Origin of the sequence: Prevotella sp. S7-1-8 (assembly GCF_000758925.1) — a bacterium.
In the GTDB taxonomy this organism is placed as follows: domain Bacteria; phylum Bacteroidota; class Bacteroidia; order Bacteroidales; family Bacteroidaceae; genus Prevotella.
This window is the reverse complement of record NZ_JRNC01000035.1, coordinates 1-16,553: the sequence shown is the minus strand read 5'-3', so window position 1 is coordinate 16,553 and position 16,553 is coordinate 1. Positions and strand designations below refer to the sequence as shown.

Here is a 16,553-nt window from a genome sequence, read left to right as displayed (position 1 = left end):
GACGTCGTGCTCTCAAGAGCTTGAAGAGGGCAAAGTTCAGACCGACAACAACCCAGCAGCGCTTAACGTGGTAAAACTAAACTTCGCCACCAGGTGCCTTAACACGAGGTACCATGTACGACAATATAAATAACATGCCCGACGACGCTACCTTTGGCGTATATGGCTATGGGCATAAAGATGGTGAACCTACTCCCAACGAACCCAACTTCATTAACAACGGCAGTGCGAAGAAAGACGGCGAAGTGCATGTAAGCGGCAAGGTGGCAAAATACAAGACAGACATGCCGAAGGTGCAGCTCGCCGCCGTATACCCCCGACTAAGCGATGGCAATCAGTTTAAACGGACAGGCGCAAACACCTATACCCTTACCTACTCCCTGGAAAAAGACATGGCACAGCAGAAAGACTTGATGATAGGGCAGGCTGATGAGTTTGAGATAAATGACCAGAACTCTACCGATGAAAATATAAACAGCGGAAAGACCATAAACATGCACCATGCCCTTACAGCCATCAACTTCGCCATTGGCGACCGCGTACCTACTGGTTACACCATTGAGGGCATTTGCCTAAGAAATCTATACACCAAAGGTACGTGCAAGGTAGACTTGTCGAAGAACACCGACGCAGAGCGTTTCACATGGACAGACCTTAGCGAGAAAAAAGATGTGCATATTATAACCAACCACATCACCACCACACAGGTAAACAGAACCCAGTTTACCGGGCTAAAAACAGGCAACAAGTACGACAACCTTACCATCTTCATGATACCACAACCGGTAGGCAAAGACGCCATAGCAGAGGTGATACTAAAGAAAGATGAAAAAGAATATGTGAGCGTAAGAGATGAAAAAGGTCAAAAAGTAACACCCGAAAATGATACAAGGGTAAAAATTAAACGTATAACCATTCCTCTCAAAAGAAAAGATGCCAAACCCTATGAAGCAGGTGAGGTGGAAAAATATTTAGTAAATAGCCTGATAAATAAGACAAAAGAAAAAGATTCTAATATATCTATAGACGTAGTAGATCCCAAAAACTACGAGAGCTCTAGCACAACTATAAAACCTAATAATGAATATTTTTGCAAAAAAGACGGGGAAAAACAAAATACATATAATGTGTTTATAAATTGCTATCGATACGCAGTTAATACCGATAAAACAAAGAAACATTTTAATCATGCAATAATAGCTTCTAATACTTTTACTATAAAAAGTATAGAGTATAAGACATATAATGAAAATACAAAAAAAAGCGATTATACACAATTATCAGGAGAAAACGTAAATTGCGTAACGTGGAAGATTACAAAACAACCTAATGGAGATAACACTATAGGCTCTTTTAGCTTAACTTTTGACCCTTCAAAGTACCCAATGGTTGAAGATAAACCGAAAAAAGGTGTAAAACAAGTACATAAATTCGGCACAAAGGATATGGATAAGTTCAGAATAACTTTAGTAGCAGATGGTTTTGAAGGTAAATATGAAAAATTAGAAATAATTTGTAGAGATTATCCTAAATAATATCCAAACAACCCTAATAGCTGACATCAGGCAAGCAGCTAAGCGGTAAGAAAAGAAAGCGAAACGCCACGTAATGATATACGTAAGGCGTTGCGCTTTAGGGTGTTTCTACAAATCACCACCGTAAGATTTTTTTGTCAGTATTTTTACGTTTTGTCATCTTGTGGACTCTTTTTATATAAAACAGGCTGCGCCTCAACAATTCAAACAAGTTTGATTGTATTCGGCTTGCTCCGTTTTTGGTTCAATTTGCTTGTTCGTTCAGTCGTATAGCTCGCAAATTGACCTCAAAAAAAGTCTCACAAACCTGTCAAAGCTATTTTATAGCACCGCCCTTAACCGCAAAACGGCCCGGCAACCCCGAAAAGCCCTTTACAGAACCTCCCTTCACAAAAAACATGTAATTTTGCATGGGACAATAAAAAACACCTGCCGCATATCTTTTAGCAATGGTACAACAAACACTTGACAGCAATAAATATGAATAAAATATTTTTATCGCTCGCATTATTATTGGTGAGTTTTGGAAGTTACGCACAAGAACGGTTGCCCAAGGTAATCCTCAAAGACATGGAAGGCAGAACCGTGCAGACAGACACGATAGCCAACAACGGCAAGCCCTTGCTGCTTGCTTTCTTCGCGACGTGGTGCAAACCCTGCAACCGTGAGCTGAAAGCCATTGCCGAACTCTACGATGAGTGGCAGCAAGAGACAGGCGTGCGACTTATCGCCGTATCGGTGGATCAGGCACAGAACATCAACAAAGTAAAGCCGTTGGTTGACCAGAACGGATGGCGATACGACGTGCTGCTCGACCCCAACAGCGATTTGCGCCATGCGCTGGGCATTCAACTGATTCCCTACACGGTGTTGCTCGATGGACAGGGAAACATTGTTTATCGCCACAACGGTTACACCGATGGCGCAGAACTGGAGCTTTACGAAAAGATAAAGGAAATCGCAAGCAAGTAGCCTTATGAACAAACGGATGATGATGCTTGGATGGCTCATCGGCATGGCAAGCACATGGCTTTGCGCACAAGAGCAACCGGACAAGCCGCGCCTGTCGGGAAGTATTCAGAGCGACATCCTGCTGCCGGAGAAAGACAAGACAACGGGAGCGAGCGCTGATGACGGCCATTTCCTGACAAACACTTATCTCGACTTGAAAGCCACAAGCCGTTATATTGAGGCTGGGGCAAGACTGGAATATTTGAAACATCCGCTTCCCGGATTTGAGAACGACATCAAAGGCTGGGGACTGCCTCATTTCTATGTGAAAGGCCGCTATAAGAATGCCGAATTGACATTGGGCAGTTTTTATGAGCAGTTTGGGTCGGGCTTCATCCTTCGCACATACGAGGAGCGGAGTCTTGGAATAGACAACTCCCTGCAAGGCGCGCGCTTGTCTTGCCGCCCTTGGGACGGTGTGGCGGTGAAGATACTCACGGGACGCCAGAGACGATATTGGAAGCACAACGACAGTTGGCTGACAGGGGGCGACATCGAGTGGAATATTGACGAGTGGCTCAAAGTACTGCAGAGGCACGAGACCTATGCGATGATTGGTTTTTCTTGCGTCAACAAGTACGAGAAAGAGGATGTGGTCATGACAGACCCAACACACCGTCTACGCCTTCCTCGCTATGTCAACGCGTTCGATGTTCGTTTGCGAGTGCAACACCGTTCGTTGAACGTGCTGGCAGAGATGGCGATGAAAACGCAAGACCCTTCCAATGACAATGGCTATATCTATCGCAACGGTTACGTGGCAATGCTCTTAGGCTCATACTCCAGACGCGGCATGAGCCTGCTTCTGCAAGCCAAGCGCAGCGCGAACATGACGCTGCGCAGCAGCAGAGGTATGGAAGGCATCTCTTCTTTCATCAATCACCTGCCTGCCTTCACCATAGAACACACCTACACGCTGCCCGCGCTCTATCCCTATGCCACACGCCCTGAAGGAGAGTGGGCTTATCAGGCGGCGGGGGCGTATACCTTTCCCAAAGGCTCTATGCTGGGTGGCAAATATGGGACGATGGTGAAAATGAACTTCTCGCACGTCCATTCCATTTCCAAAAATGAGGATGGCGGCAGGGGAACCAATGGCTATGGAAGCTCGTTTTGGAACTGGGGAGCATCCACCTATTATCAAGACATTGACGTACAGTTGGAGAGACGCCTTGGCAAAGACACAAAGCTCAACCTGACGTACATGACCCAGCGGTACAACCAAACTGTGATAGAGGGGCATGGAGGCATGTTAAGCTCGCATATATTCGTGGCAGACGTGAAACAAAAATTGGCACGAAAAACAACGCTGCGCGTTGAGGGACAGTATCTCTTCTCGAAAGATGGTGACAAAGACTGGGCGTTCGCACTGGCCGAGCTGTCGCTGGCGCCACACTGGATGTTCACCTTGAGTGACCTTTACAACCTTGGCAACACCCACGCGCACTACTACCAAGGCTTTGTGACATACAACGGTGGGGCGCACAGGTTGCAATTGGGCTATGGTCGCACTCGCGCCGGTTTCAACTGTTCGGGAGGGGTATGCCGATACATCCCCGCCATCAAAGGTCTGACACTTTCCTACAATTATAACTTCTGATAGCTCTGACAGCAATGAAATCTTTATATATCCTCCTTTTGGCTGGCATTTCGCTCTTGACGAGTTGCGACCCCATTGACGCTGACAAACGTCTCGTCGAAGTACCTTCCGCCACCATTCAGCGGAACGTGCTGATAGAAGACTTTACAGGGCAGCGGTGCATCTTCTGCCCCGAAGCCGCGCAAACCATCGCAAAGCTACAAGCCACTTATGGCGCTGACAAACTGATTGCGGTAGCGATACACGCAGGACAGCTCGCCATCAAAACTTCCCCCTCTGTTGTAGGATTGCGCACCGATGCGGGGGATGCGTATTACAAGCATTGGGCAATTCCCAACGTACCCAAAGCCATCATCAACCGTCGTGGTGGCGCACTGTCAAAAGACGCTTGGGCCGGGCAAATATATGATGAGTTTAACAAGCCCACGAATGTAAAAATGGGCCTTAAATGTCAATACGACGCTGCCTCTCGCCATGTGGAGATAGAAACCGACTTGAGGACCTTGACGACAGCGGTGAAAGGACAGCTGCAACTATGGCTGGTGGAAGACGATGTTGTCGCGCCACAGTTTTTCCCGAAAAACAAATTAGAAACGAAACACACACACCAACATGTGTTCAGGGCGGCCGTCAACGGAGAATGGGGTACAGAACTGACGCTCTCTCCCAAACGCGCGCACAAAGAGGAAACTACCTACACGCTGCCTGATGGCATCTTGCCTGACAAAGCATGGATAGTGGCTTTCTTCTATAATGACAACGGTGTGCAGCAGGTGGTTCGGAAAAAGATTTCCAATTCGCAAACAAATGACAAAAAATAAAAATATGAAATTACGACTGCTTAATTTTTTAGGTATGCTCGCATGCGCGTTCGTAGGCATGCAAGCACAGACAAGTTCGGATGACGTTGTTTTTGTCAACGCCAAAGGAGAAACGATTTCACCTAACGCCACGCTTAACGTGAGCAAGGTGGAGGACGACGTTTTTACGCCTGGACAGAAACAAATGCATACGGAACTATTCATCTCCAACCGCTCAGGCAAAACACAGAAAATGAAACTCTCTTATAACATTGAAATGCAAGAAGGACAGTTGGAGGTATGCGCGTTTGAATCTTGCAATTCTCATGAAGAAGCCGGCACTTATCAATTAGAACCAAAGGATATGGCAGCCGCTGGCCGGGAGGAGCTTTCCATTAAACATATGTTCGCCACAAAAGGAAATGGCAAGGTTGTTCTGCAAATCATCATCATGGAAGATGAGGGAAACGGCAATATGACAGAAAAGAACGGGCCGAAGCTGACCATCAACTTCATTCCTGAGACCGCCGGCATTGCATCCTCACCGATACCAGCAGGTGGCATCTACGATGTCTATGATACTAATGGCGTGTTGCTCTATCAAAAGCTCACCTCGCTTTCAACACTTCCTAAAGGCACGTATATTGTTAAATACAGGAACAAGCAAGGAGTTATATTCACTCGTAAATACATTATTTCCTAACGAACATCCCACAACAACACTCGTTACAAGATGATAAAAAGAATCTATATCCAATTGTTGGCGCTCATCGCCATCCTTTGTTATCCAAACAGTCTTAGGGCGGGCGACTACAGTCTGGCTCCCTCCACTGGACGAAAGGTGTATGTACCTATCCATGCCAAGAGTGCGAAAGCCCAACTGTTGATTACCAATTATGGCAGGGATGAGGTGAAAGATTTTGATTACAAGGTTACTTTTGAAGGAAAAGTGCTGTTGGAGGGAAAATACGTCTTGAAAGAACCACTGAAACACATGTGGGGCACGCATGCGGATATTGACGTGCCACCTCATGACCGGCTCTCGGAAACAGAATTGCAGGTAGAGATAACGAAAGTGAACGGTGAGCCCAACAGAGCCTCTTATCCTTATGCCGGTCTTATCAGAGCCACCGTCACCCAAGTGCCTCACCGCAGGGTCGTCGTGGAAGAATACACAGGCATGTGGTGCCGATACTGTCCACGCGGCATTGCCGTTATGGAAAACTTGGAAAAGAATTATCCCGATGATTTCATCGGCATTGCCATTCATCGCAGTCCAGACCCTCTGTTCTGTCCTGATTATGCTTGGAACAGCTTTGAAGCAAAAGGCACACCACATCTTGACATGAACAGAAGTCGCCTGCTTTCCAATTTTACGGCTACGACAGAGTTTGAGGAGGAAAGAGCCATGGGTGCTGACATGGATATTGATGTCTCTGCCCAATGGGATGAAGAGAAAGAATGCATCACTGTAACACCGAGCGTTACCTTTCGTGTTGTTCCCAAAGATACAAAATACAGTGTGGCTTATGTGATAACAGAAGACGGGATGACTAAGCCCGAATGGTTACAAAACAATCGCTATTCGGGAGACAACAGCGTTCTCGGCAAGTCTCCTGAAATGGATAAATTCGTCAACTCGCCATTGTGGGTAAGCGGAATTCTCAACAATTTTACGGCAATTGAAGCGAATGGTGTTTACATTCCGGCGAGAAAAACCGAGGTGCAAGGTGTTTACACGCCTGGACAGGAAGACTTCGTAAAGAATCCGATAGAAGTAGACCAAACGCAAAGTTTCCAACATGTGTTTAACATCGCCCACAACCGTCTGCTGCAAGACAAATCAAAACTTAAAGTCTGCGTGCTGCTGATTAACCATAATACAAAGAGAATAGAAAATGCAGCCAAATGCAGCATCATCGACGCAGGCGCAATGGGCATGCCTACCGTCGCGAAAAAAAACGGCTCCGCCACAGAGACAGCACGCTACACTCTCGACGGCCGTCGTATCCAAGCGCCGCAAAGAGGAATTAACATCGTGAAATATGGCGACGGACATACACGCAAAGAAATCGTAACGCGCTGACACGGAAGAAACAAATAAAATCCCCCACTCTATCGCATGCTCTCCATAAACAAGCGCATGGAGTGAGGGGTATCAATCACCACGCGCAATGTCACAGATGCAGTGATGGAGAAATTGGCAAATAGTATCCAATATTACCGTCTTTCACACTTACAAATATCCCTTACATGCCCGGTTGCATAGTAAGCTACCGATGTCGGATGCTTACGATGTTTCGAAAAATATTAGTATTTTTGCATTTTGCAAGGACAATTTATACGATTACAATGAAATACAATAATTATATCTTTGACTTGGACGGCACCCTTCTCAATAGCATTGACGACTTGGCGGCGAGCTGCAATTATGCCTTGCGCGCCAACGGCATGCCCGTATATTCAGTGAAACAGATACAAGGATTTGTGGGCAATGGCGTTAGGAAACTGATGGAAAGAACGGTTCCACATGGCACAGGCAACCCTTTGTTCGAGCAAGCGCTCAAGTGCTTTCAAGAGCATTATTTAGTCCATAATGTGGATAACACCAAGCCATACCCCGGAATTTTAGAGATGTTAGGACAACTCCAAGCCCAACACAAAGGCGTGGCCGTGGTAAGCAACAAATTTGACCAAGCCACGAAAAACCTTGTAAACAAATACTTTGGCGACCTTGTGAAAGTGGCCATCGGAGAACGGCGTGGCATCAACAAAAAACCTTCGCCCGACATGGTGCTTGAGGCTATGGCGCAATTGGGATGCACCGCGAAAGACACTGTGTACGTCGGCGACAGCGACGTGGACATAGAGACGGCAAAAAACAGCTCCCTACCCTGCCTGTCTGTGTTATGGGGGTTTCGCGACCGCTCGTTTTTGTTGGAGCACGGAGCGAGCGTCTTGTTGAGCGACCCCATGGACATACCGAAACTATAAAGTATCGCTTGCCACCACCATGCCAGCCACCAACTTGCGCTCCGTATTGCCAATATTATATTTATCAAGTAACTTCGCGTCTTGGGCAAACCAATCCATCATGTCTTGAGTGGATGACACGTTGCCGCCGTCTTCCTTGACAGCAATCTTGAAAAGTTCCACTGCCCCACCAACGTCGCGTAAAACCCAGTTACAATAACCAGCGTTAAGATGGTCGGACGAGTCGCAGTCGCCATCACATAGGATTTTGTCGTATAGCTCTTTGGCGCGTTCAGCATTGCCAAGCCAGAGGTAACCCCATGCCAAGGCGCGTGTCACATTGGCGTCCGAGGGGTTCTCATATTCAAGACGGTATAGCAACTGCATGCTTTCCGCGGCTCGATCGTCATTAATCAACGAGATGGCCAAGTTGAGAACGACGCCCTCACGTCGCGGATAGCGCTCGTATAGCTTTTTGTATTGAGTCGCCGCTTCCGCATAGTTGCCAACATTGAACGCAGCTTGCGCCAGCCCCATGACGGCCCTGTCGTCATCCGGTGCGATCTCGACAATCTGAGAGTAGATGGCTTGTGCCTCAAGATATTTTCGCTCACGCATCTTAATCCGGGCTTCCATGCGCATGTCATCAATGTTTTCCAACTCTTTGTACTGGTAGAAGAGACGTGTCAGCGAGTCGAGCATCTTTTGCTTTAGCAAGAATCTCTGAATGCGTCTTGCCTCATTTGCCATCTTACTTCTCATGGGTTTTTCGGCCATAAACAAGAACCGTTGGCTCTCAAAAGGATTGGGAAACATTCCCCGAGCGTCGCACAGCGTGAAGAATCGGTATAGGTCTTGTAAATACATGCGGCGAACATAGCTTTTGTCAGTAGGATCTACATTTGCCGACTCCATGCCCATCATGGCCACATTGCCTGAGTTGAGCATTTCCTTGATATTGTCTGGGAGTTTGTTAAAAATGCTCGACGTACCCAAGACAAAGCTGTATTTGTCTGACTCACAAAAAGAGCCACTTGACATAATGGCTCTGACCATTCCCGAATGGAGAAATTCCGAGTCTATGTGCTGGAGCTGTGGATGCTCTGGTATAAAGGGCATGAACCAATTGCAAAGCGTGTTGAAAAACGAGAAACGTTTCATTTGGGAAAATCCGCCAAAGTAGATGTCCACTCCTTGGTCGCGCATCTCCATCATTTTGCGAATGCTGTTTTCCATCTCTTCCATCTTGCGGTCAGCGGCGTCTGGATTGAGAATGTCGTCTAAAGTATCATCCTCTTTCTCCCTGACGCTCAGTCCATCCATCTCAAAACTCTGATGACGGAGCAAGGTAGGCATGATGTCTTTGCGGAGTTTTTCGTTATCTCGCTGCGCATTTCGACAGTAAATGACTTGTATTTGAAGTTCTGCCAATTCCTCTCTCACTTTTGCGTCGTCCAAAAGGCTTTCGACCCGCTTAGCCAACGTTGGAAACTTATCAATGCGCAGGCCATGAAGTCCAAAAACCCATCCCACTAAAGCGCGCTGCTTAATATTGGTTTCTGTCGCGCGCTCATAAATATTAACCAAAGCCAACTCTCGCTCAGGATCGCCCGTCATGATGGTGCCAAGCATGATACAGGCCACGAGTGCCATCGTATCATTGGAGTCAATGGTAGGCGACACGAGCAGTTCGCCCATCCCTTGAGCAAACTCGCGCGACCATTGGTGCGAGAAAAGCAGCGCGCTGAATAGTGCCTGTATATATTGTTGATGATTGGCATGCAGCGTTTTAATCTTGGCCGTCTTCTCTTTTTCGGTTTCCAAGGAGGCCATGGCCAAATCTGTCACGAACGCCTCCAGATTGCTCTTGACACTTTCCATGTTCAAATCCACGAAAGATTTAGCGCGCGCGTAAGCTCCCACCTTGGGGTCATTGACTATTCTATAATCCAACTCTATATCGTGCGTCAAACCGTACAATTTGTCTAATAGCCTTTCGTACAACATCTCACGTTTTTCGTCCGGGAAACCTTTTCTCAAGAAATCGCACATCAAGCGATAGTCTTGCTCTATTTCCGCCAACCTGTTCCCAAGTGCCTCGTGCTGGAAATTGTCGAGAAAGCAACGAGTGGCATGGAGGGCTTGACCCAAATATCCATGCTCCACGATATCTTGCTGTATCCGCTGAATCGCTTGTAGGCGCACGACCCAGTCAGCCGTTTGCTGTTTATTATCCATAATATTAAAAGATATAGACAAAAATAGGGAAACACCGTGAATTATCTCAAATATCCACGTGCCCGCCTGACATCTTTCTCGCGTGGCGGAACCGCGTGTTGGTATCGCAGTTGGGGCAACGCTTTGACCACGCGATCATCCACAAACATGTATTTTTTTATAATCCTCCCATAGCGCGACACCCCATTGATGTTGATGGAATCGCAAATCGCATCGTACACCTTTATAAATAGCTTGAGTTGACGCTGGCGGTCCTTTTTGGCCAAAGCCCGCTCGCTGAACGCTATAACACCGAGCCTGCCCCCCTTGTCACGGCTGTCCATCAGCACTGGGCTTTTGAAGACGCGCGCCATGGTGGCTTGTGGCTCTGTCAACATGGCCGCATCCATCTCATTGTTGAGCAACATCTTTACCCTTAGGTTCACGTCATTGATTTGCACTCTGTACACGTCAGACTTGGTTTTGACACCATTTATGGCAAGATCAGAAAGATAGTCAGTGGCAGAGTGCCGTGTCATGGCCACCATTTTGTCAGACATCTGACTTAATTTCTTGACACGTGAAAGGCGATTGGAGACAAACTGCCAATAGCTGTTAGTGGCGGCCACGTAGCGCAGTGTTACGCCTTGTTTTTTTAGGCGCTCGGTACGTACAAGATCGCTGACGACACCCGCTACATAATCGCCGGCTATCAAAGTGTCGCCATCCAAACGCGAGGTACGGGCGCAAAGCCTAACATCCACTCCTCGCTTTTGGAACAAGCTGTCCTCCACGCCGATAAACAACGGAAGGCAATCCATGGTGGGAGTCGTGGCAATCTTAAAAGCGGCGGAATCTTGTCGAGCCAGTTCCATTCTCTCTCTCATAGATTGGCGTTGCCGCCCGTTGTACGATTGGCCGCAACCATAAAAGCCCAGCGTGACAGCCGCCAGCAGCAAGAGAATTAGGTATCTATTCATAATGTTGCAAAGTTAATAATTATATTTTGCAAATACGGAAAAAAAAACTACTTTTGCAATAGGCATACCAAACAAGCGCGGGCGCGCCACAAGCCTCTTATGTCCAAGCGCAACAAATGCGACCATGACAGAACAACGCCCCAAGTCCAGCGCACTTAATCAAGTGAGCGAGCGCGACATGCTGTAGAATAATATTACATGCTTAAAATATTACATCGTGGCCAAAGAAAAAATAATGTACGTTTGTAGCAACTGTGGCTACGACTCGTCCAAGTGGCTGGGCAAATGCCCATCTTGTGGAGAATGGTCTTCATTCAAGGAAATCAAGGTTTCAGGAACGACGGGCACCAGCGCCGCGAGCAACGCAGCCATGACATTGCGCCACGGCGGCCGCCGGCCGGCCGTGAACATTGCGTCTCAAGTCAAGGTTGTGCGCTTGAACGAAATCGCCGCCAAGGACGAGCCACGCATCGACACGCACGACAAGGAGCTGAACCGGGTGCTCGGAGGGGGTGTGGTTCCAGGCAGTATCACTCTTTTAGGCGGTGAGCCAGGCATAGGAAAATCAACTCTCACGCTGCAAACCATCCTTGGCATGCCAGAGAGACGCATACTGTATGTCAGTGGGGAGGAAAGCGCACACCAAATAAAAATGCGCGCGGAACGATTGAGTTCGACTAACGCAGAGAATATTTTTATATTGTGTGAGAACTCTTTGGAGAACATCTTTGGTCATATTCAAGAAGTATTGCCCGAGCTTGTCGTCATAGACTCTATCCAAACCATGTGCACAGAGACGGTGGACTCGTCACCGGGTAGCGTCACGCAAGTGCGAGAATGTGCCGCGACGCTGCTCCGTTTTGCCAAAACAAGTGGCGTGCCCGTCATTCTCATAGGCCATATTAACAAAGAGGGGACTTTGGCAGGCCCAAAGATTTTGGAGCACATCGTGGATACCGTGATACAGTTTGAGGGAGACCAACATTATATGTACCGCATACTACGGAGCGTCAAAAACAGGTTTGGCAGTACCTCGGAGTTAGGAATATACGAAATGTGCCAAGATGGGTTGCGCGAGGTGCCCAACCCATCAGAACTCTTGTTGACGGAAGATCACGAAGGATTGTCGGGCGTGGCCATCAGTTCGGCCATAGAGGGTGTTCGTCCTTTCTTGGTAGAAACACAAGCTCTCGTTTCTTCCGCGGCATATGGAACCCCACAACGCTCGGCCACAGGATTCGACCAGCGACGGCTCAACATGTTGCTTGCCGTATTGGAAAAACGCGTCGGTTTTAAACTCATGCAGAAAGACGTGTTCCTGAACATAGCCGGAGGATTGCGTGTCACGGACATGGCCATGGACCTCAGCGTGATAGCCGCGGTTCTCTCAAGTAATGTGGATACCCCCATAGAGTCTGGCTGGTGCATGTGTGGCGAGGTGGGGTTGAGTGGCGAGGTGAGACCGGTGAGTCGCGTGGAGCAACGAATCACAGAAGCGGAGAAACTTGGTTTCACCCACATCATACTGCCATCTTACAACATGAAAAGCCTTAGCCGCAAAAACTTCAAGATAGAAATGCACCCTGTTAAAAAAGTGGAGGGCGCGTTGCGAGCGCTTTTCGGATAAGCGGGCATGCGCAAACCTGCTTTTAGCACCCCCAAATCCCATACATGGGAAAAATTCATGACAACACAATCAAGACATCAGTAATCAGATATAAAAATAGACACATACAAATATGACTGAAAAAAAAAGAGAAGTATCACCTCGCGACAAAAGCATAGAGAAAGGAAACAAGGCTGACTGTGTATTGATAGTGAGCGGTGGCATGGATTCTATCACCATGCTTTATGAGTTTAAGGACCGAATAGCCTTGGGTATCTCCTTTGACTATGGAAGTAAGCACAACGCCAAAGAAATTCCGCTCGCCAAGCTACATTGCCAGCGTTTGGGCATTCCGCACCTCACCATCCCACTCCATTTTATGGAACAGTATTTCAGGTCGAGCTTGCTCAAGGGCGGCGAGGACATTCCGGATGGAAACTACGATGACGAAAACATGCGCTCCACGGTGGTACCTTTTCGCAATGGCATTATGCTAAGCATAGCGACCGGCATGGCAGAGAGCCATGATCTCAGATATGTCATGATGGCCAACCACTCTGGAGATCACACCATATACCCTGACTGCACACCCCAATTCGTACAAGCCATGAGCCAAGCCACGGAAGCGGGGACGTTTCCCGGCATCAAGATTCTCGCCCCATATACAAGGATAAGCAAGGCGGACATAGCTCGCCGAGGCAAGGTACTGAAAATAGATTATTCCGAGACATGGAGCTGCTACAAAGGCGAGGAGTTTCATTGTGGCGTGTGCGGCACATGCAGAGAACGCCGCGAAGCCCTTGCCGAGGCTGGTGTCGATGACACAACAATATACATGGACTGACGGTCATGCAGGCCAACACTTGCCCCATTCGACGCGACACAGACGTGACAAAAAGCAAATTATTGAGCGACAACGATAAAAAACAACGTTTGTCTCTTCAGATTGTCATATAAAATAAGTAACTTTGCAATAAGTAAAAGACCATTTATCTCACTTTAAAATATTGTAAAATATGACAATCGAACAATTTAATTTTGCTGGCAAAAAAGCTATCGTTCGCGTAGATTTCAACGTGCCATTGGATGAGAATGGCAAAGTGACAGACGACACACGTATCCGTGGGGCTCTCCCTACCTTGAAAAAGATATTGGATGACGGTGGCTCCGTTATCATGATGAGTCACATGGGCAAGCCCAAGGGCAAGGTGAATGCGAAACTTAGCCTGTGCCAGATCGTAGATGCCGTATCAGAACGACTTGGCGTGCAGGTCAAGTTTGCAAAAGACTGTGCCAACGCCGAGGCTGAGGCCAAGGCTCTCGCCCCGGGCGAGGCCCTGCTGCTGGAGAACCTTCGCTTCTATCCTGAAGAGGAAGGGAAGCCCGTAGGCTTAGAAAAAGGCACTCCGGAATACGACGCCGCAGCAAAAAAAATGAAAGAGTCGCAAAAGAAATTCGCAGAGAAACTGGCTTCGTACGCGGACGTATATGTAAACGACGCTTTTGGAACCGCTCACCGCAAGCACGCCTCTACGGCGGTGATAGCTGACTTTTTTGACGCAGGTTCCAAAATGTTGGGCTTCTTGATGGAAAAAGAAGTTTCCGCTATTGACAGTGTTTTGAAAAATGCCAAGCACCCTTTCACCGCCATTATCGGAGGCTCGAAAGTCAGTTCAAAACTCGGTGTGATTAAAAACCTGCTTGACAAAGTAGACAATCTTATCATTGGCGGTGGCATGGGCTATACTTTTATCAAGGCACAAGGTGGAAAAATCGGCAAATCCCTGCACGAAGACGACCTTATACCCGAAGCTCTTAATGTTTTAGCGGAAGCAAAGAAGAAAGGAGTAAATCTTTCTTTGTCGGTTGCCACCATCTGCGGTAAAGAATTTTCAAACGATACCGAGCGCAAGGAATTTCCAATAGACCAAATACCCGATGAGTGGGAAGGTATGGACGCAAGCGAAGAGAGTTTGTCCATTTGGAAAAAAATCATTCTTGACTCCAAGACCATTTTGTGGAATGGGCCAGTTGGTGTATTCGAGTTCGAGAACTTTGCGCATGGTACTGGCGAGATCGCCAAGTACGTGGCAGAGAGCACTCAGAAGAATGGCGCTTTCTCTCTCGTAGGCGGAGGAGACTCCGTGGCGGCCGTCAACAAATTTGGCTTGGCTGACAAGGTGTCTTACGTATCTACCGGTGGCGGTGCAATGCTCGAAGCCATTGAGGGAAAGACACTTCCTGGCGTAGCCGCTATTAAAGGTTGATTGGGTGTCAATCCATTGTCTTCATCGTTTTGTAAACGCCAATGTCTCAGCGTCAAGGCCAAGGAGGGATTGTTGAAACAATAGCTTTTTGACAGCAAGACATGATGATGCCCATGGACAAAGAGACACTTCGTAAACGCCTTCCCTGAATTTGGGGAAGGCGTTATTTTGACATTCAGATTATGATAAAAGCAAAAAATAATTTGCTTCTACATTTATTTTATTACATTTGTGTCATCAACGCATTATTACTATGAGCAAACTGGTTCATTTTGTCATATTATTGGTGAACGCGACTCTCATGTCATTTGGACAGCGAAACAACGTGGCAGACCCCAAGATAGCCTCGTTACAGGTAATGGCAGGCGAAAACTGGATGGGTATGCCTGTCATAGAATTAGGGCAACCTACCCCCATAACCATATCGTTTGACGTCCTGACACACAACTACCATCGCTACATTTACAAAGTGGAACACTGCGACGCAGACTGGTCCACTTCCTCGGGAATTTTCGAGAGCGATTATTGTGAGGGCTTCGCGCAGGGTAATGTCATCGAGAATTTAAGGCAATCCCAAGGCACGAACCAGCTTTACACCCATTACACGTTGCGCATACCCAATGAGAAATGTATTTTAAAATTGAGTGGAAACTACAAAGTTAGCATATACGATGAGCAAAACGAGGACTCGACCGTACTTACAGCCTGCTTCATGGTGGTGGAGCCCATGATGAAACTCAGCATGGAGGTGTCCGCTAATACAGACGCGGGAATAAACGATAAGTACCAGCAGGTTTCCATGAAGTTGGATTTTGGCAATACAAAAGTAACCGACCCATCAACGCAAATAAAAACCGTGGTGTTGCAAAATGGGCTTTGGCACACTGCCGCGCGCAACGCCAAACCACAATACGTCACACCCAATGGGATGGCATGGAGTCACAATAAAGACCTGATCTTCGATGGTGGGAACGAATTTCGTAAATTCGAAATGTTAGACATGAACCATGCCACGATGGGATTGGAAAGCGTGTCATGGGATGGACATACATACCATGCCACAGTTTGGAAAGACACTCCACGTCCCAATTATATATATAACAGAGACGCGGATGGAGCCTTTTATCCCAGAACATCAGACAATTACGACAACGACGTTACATCTGAATATGCTGTGACACACTTTCGTCTTGTGTCTCCACGTCTTCAGGGCGAGGTCTACCTCAATGGAGCATGGACCAATGACTATTTGTCGCCCAAATACAAAATGACTTGGAACGACACCTACAAACTCTATCAGGCTAACGTTTTGCTAAAGCAAGGTTATTATAATTACCAATATGTTCTCCGACAACCTAATGGAAAGATTGTGTTAGTTCCATCCGAAGGAAATTTTTTCCAAACGCAAAACACTTATCAAGCGTTGGTTTATTACAGAGGCGTCGGTGATCGGACTGATAGATTGGTCGCTTATAAATTTCTAAAATACCAGATTTAGATTTGCCTGTTAATTCTTTCGTAGAAAAATTTAGTTTTTTCTATATCAATGAAAAAGAAAAATTCG

The 16,553-nt window shown here is 47.1% G+C and carries 13 protein-coding genes; 11 read left to right on the top strand and 2 right to left on the bottom strand.

Features of this window, described 5'->3' with window-relative positions:
* The first annotated feature begins 113 nt into the window (after nt 1-113).
* The 7 genes from HMPREF1640_RS06145 (at nt 114) to HMPREF1640_RS06115 (ending at nt 7,940) form a co-directional block, all read left to right on the top strand.
* On the top strand, nt 114-1,535 hold the full coding sequence (locus HMPREF1640_RS06145; RefSeq protein ID WP_036893304.1) for a hypothetical protein: 1,422 nt from the start codon (nt 114-116) through the stop codon (nt 1,533-1,535).
* Nucleotides 1,536-2,015: 480 nt separating this feature from the next.
* Nucleotides 2,016-2,507 (top strand): TlpA disulfide reductase family protein, encoded by a 492-nt coding sequence (locus HMPREF1640_RS06140; RefSeq protein ID WP_036893303.1) that lies wholly within the window; start codon nt 2,016-2,018, stop codon nt 2,505-2,507.
* Nucleotides 2,508-2,529: 22 nt separating this feature from the next.
* The gene (locus tag HMPREF1640_RS06135; protein WP_036893307.1) at nt 2,530-4,146 is read left to right on the top strand and encodes a DUF6029 family protein; all 1,617 of its coding nucleotides are present in this window, start codon (nt 2,530-2,532) and stop codon (nt 4,144-4,146) included.
* Nucleotides 4,147-4,160: 14 nt separating this feature from the next.
* Nucleotides 4,161-4,967 carry an Omp28 family outer membrane lipoprotein gene (locus tag HMPREF1640_RS06130; RefSeq protein WP_036893302.1) on the top strand — a complete coding sequence of 269 codons (807 nt, stop codon included), beginning with the start codon at nt 4,161-4,163 and terminating at the stop codon, nt 4,965-4,967.
* A 4-nt stretch (nt 4,968-4,971) separates the two neighbouring features.
* The gene (locus HMPREF1640_RS06125) at nt 4,972-5,649 is read left to right on the top strand and encodes a T9SS type A sorting domain-containing protein (RefSeq protein ID WP_036893306.1); all 678 of its coding nucleotides are present in this window, start codon (nt 4,972-4,974) and stop codon (nt 5,647-5,649) included.
* A gap of 30 nt (nt 5,650-5,679) precedes the next feature.
* A complete protein-coding gene (locus HMPREF1640_RS06120) occupies nt 5,680-7,032 on the top strand; it encodes a hypothetical protein (RefSeq protein WP_036893301.1) in 1,353 nt (450 codons plus the stop codon).
* Between the two features lie 266 nt (nt 7,033-7,298).
* On the top strand, nt 7,299-7,940 hold the full coding sequence (locus tag HMPREF1640_RS06115; RefSeq protein ID WP_036893300.1) for an HAD family hydrolase: 642 nt from the start codon (nt 7,299-7,301) through the stop codon (nt 7,938-7,940).
* Here the strand turns inward: HMPREF1640_RS06115 and HMPREF1640_RS06110 are convergent.
* Both HMPREF1640_RS06110 and HMPREF1640_RS06105 read right to left on the bottom strand, forming a co-directional pair.
* Entirely contained in the window at nt 7,935-10,157 is a 2,223-nt protein-coding gene (locus tag HMPREF1640_RS06110; protein ID WP_036893298.1) for a lipopolysaccharide assembly protein LapB, read from the bottom strand. The genes HMPREF1640_RS06115 and HMPREF1640_RS06110 overlap by 6 nt on opposite strands.
* A 41-nt stretch (nt 10,158-10,198) precedes the next feature.
* Nucleotides 10,199-11,116: an ABC transporter substrate-binding protein gene (locus HMPREF1640_RS06105; protein WP_036893296.1), complete on the bottom strand. Its 918-nt coding sequence runs from the start codon at nt 11,114-11,116 to the stop codon at nt 10,199-10,201.
* Between the two features lie 217 nt (nt 11,117-11,333).
* Between HMPREF1640_RS06105 and radA the strand changes: the two genes are divergently transcribed.
* The 4 genes from radA (at nt 11,334) to HMPREF1640_RS06085 (ending at nt 16,487) form a co-directional block, all read left to right on the top strand.
* Nucleotides 11,334-12,743, top strand: a complete 1,410-nt coding sequence (gene radA / locus HMPREF1640_RS06100) for a DNA repair protein RadA (RefSeq protein ID WP_036893292.1) — start codon at nt 11,334-11,336, stop codon at nt 12,741-12,743.
* Between the two features lie 112 nt (nt 12,744-12,855).
* Nucleotides 12,856-13,566, top strand: coding sequence for a 7-cyano-7-deazaguanine synthase QueC (gene queC / locus HMPREF1640_RS06095; RefSeq protein WP_081935295.1), 711 nt, complete (start codon nt 12,856-12,858; stop codon nt 13,564-13,566).
* A gap of 172 nt (nt 13,567-13,738) precedes the next feature.
* Nucleotides 13,739-14,989, top strand: a complete 1,251-nt coding sequence (pgk, locus tag HMPREF1640_RS06090) for a phosphoglycerate kinase (RefSeq protein WP_036893290.1) — start codon at nt 13,739-13,741, stop codon at nt 14,987-14,989.
* A gap of 253 nt (nt 14,990-15,242) precedes the next feature.
* The gene (locus HMPREF1640_RS06085; RefSeq protein WP_036893289.1) at nt 15,243-16,487 is read left to right on the top strand and encodes a DUF5103 domain-containing protein; all 1,245 of its coding nucleotides are present in this window, start codon (nt 15,243-15,245) and stop codon (nt 16,485-16,487) included.
* Nucleotides 16,488-16,553 lie beyond the last annotated feature (66 nt).

Bases quoted from the DNA above. Each gene is read 5' to 3' on its own strand.
- HMPREF1640_RS06145 (WP_036893304.1), top strand. From the start codon at position 114: ATGTACGACAATATAAATAACATGCCCGACGACGCTACCTTTGGCGTA.
- HMPREF1640_RS06140 (WP_036893303.1), top strand. From the start codon at position 2,016: ATGAATAAAATATTTTTATCGCTCGCATTATTATTGGTGAGTTTTGGA.
- HMPREF1640_RS06135 (WP_036893307.1), top strand. From the start codon at position 2,530: ATGCTTGGATGGCTCATCGGCATGGCAAGCACATGGCTTTGCGCACAA.
- HMPREF1640_RS06130 (WP_036893302.1), top strand. From the start codon at position 4,161: ATGAAATCTTTATATATCCTCCTTTTGGCTGGCATTTCGCTCTTGACG.
- HMPREF1640_RS06125 (WP_036893306.1), top strand. From the start codon at position 4,972: ATGAAATTACGACTGCTTAATTTTTTAGGTATGCTCGCATGCGCGTTC.
- HMPREF1640_RS06120 (WP_036893301.1), top strand. From the start codon at position 5,680: ATGATAAAAAGAATCTATATCCAATTGTTGGCGCTCATCGCCATCCTT.
- HMPREF1640_RS06115 (WP_036893300.1), top strand. From the start codon at position 7,299: ATGAAATACAATAATTATATCTTTGACTTGGACGGCACCCTTCTCAAT.
- HMPREF1640_RS06110 (WP_036893298.1), bottom strand. From the start codon at position 10,157: ATGGATAATAAACAGCAAACGGCTGACTGGGTCGTGCGCCTACAAGCG.
- HMPREF1640_RS06105 (WP_036893296.1), bottom strand. From the start codon at position 11,116: ATGAATAGATACCTAATTCTCTTGCTGCTGGCGGCTGTCACGCTGGGC.
- queC (WP_081935295.1), top strand. From the start codon at position 12,856: ATGACTGAAAAAAAAAGAGAAGTATCACCTCGCGACAAAAGCATAGAG.
- pgk (WP_036893290.1), top strand. From the start codon at position 13,739: ATGACAATCGAACAATTTAATTTTGCTGGCAAAAAAGCTATCGTTCGC.
- HMPREF1640_RS06085 (WP_036893289.1), top strand. From the start codon at position 15,243: ATGAGCAAACTGGTTCATTTTGTCATATTATTGGTGAACGCGACTCTC.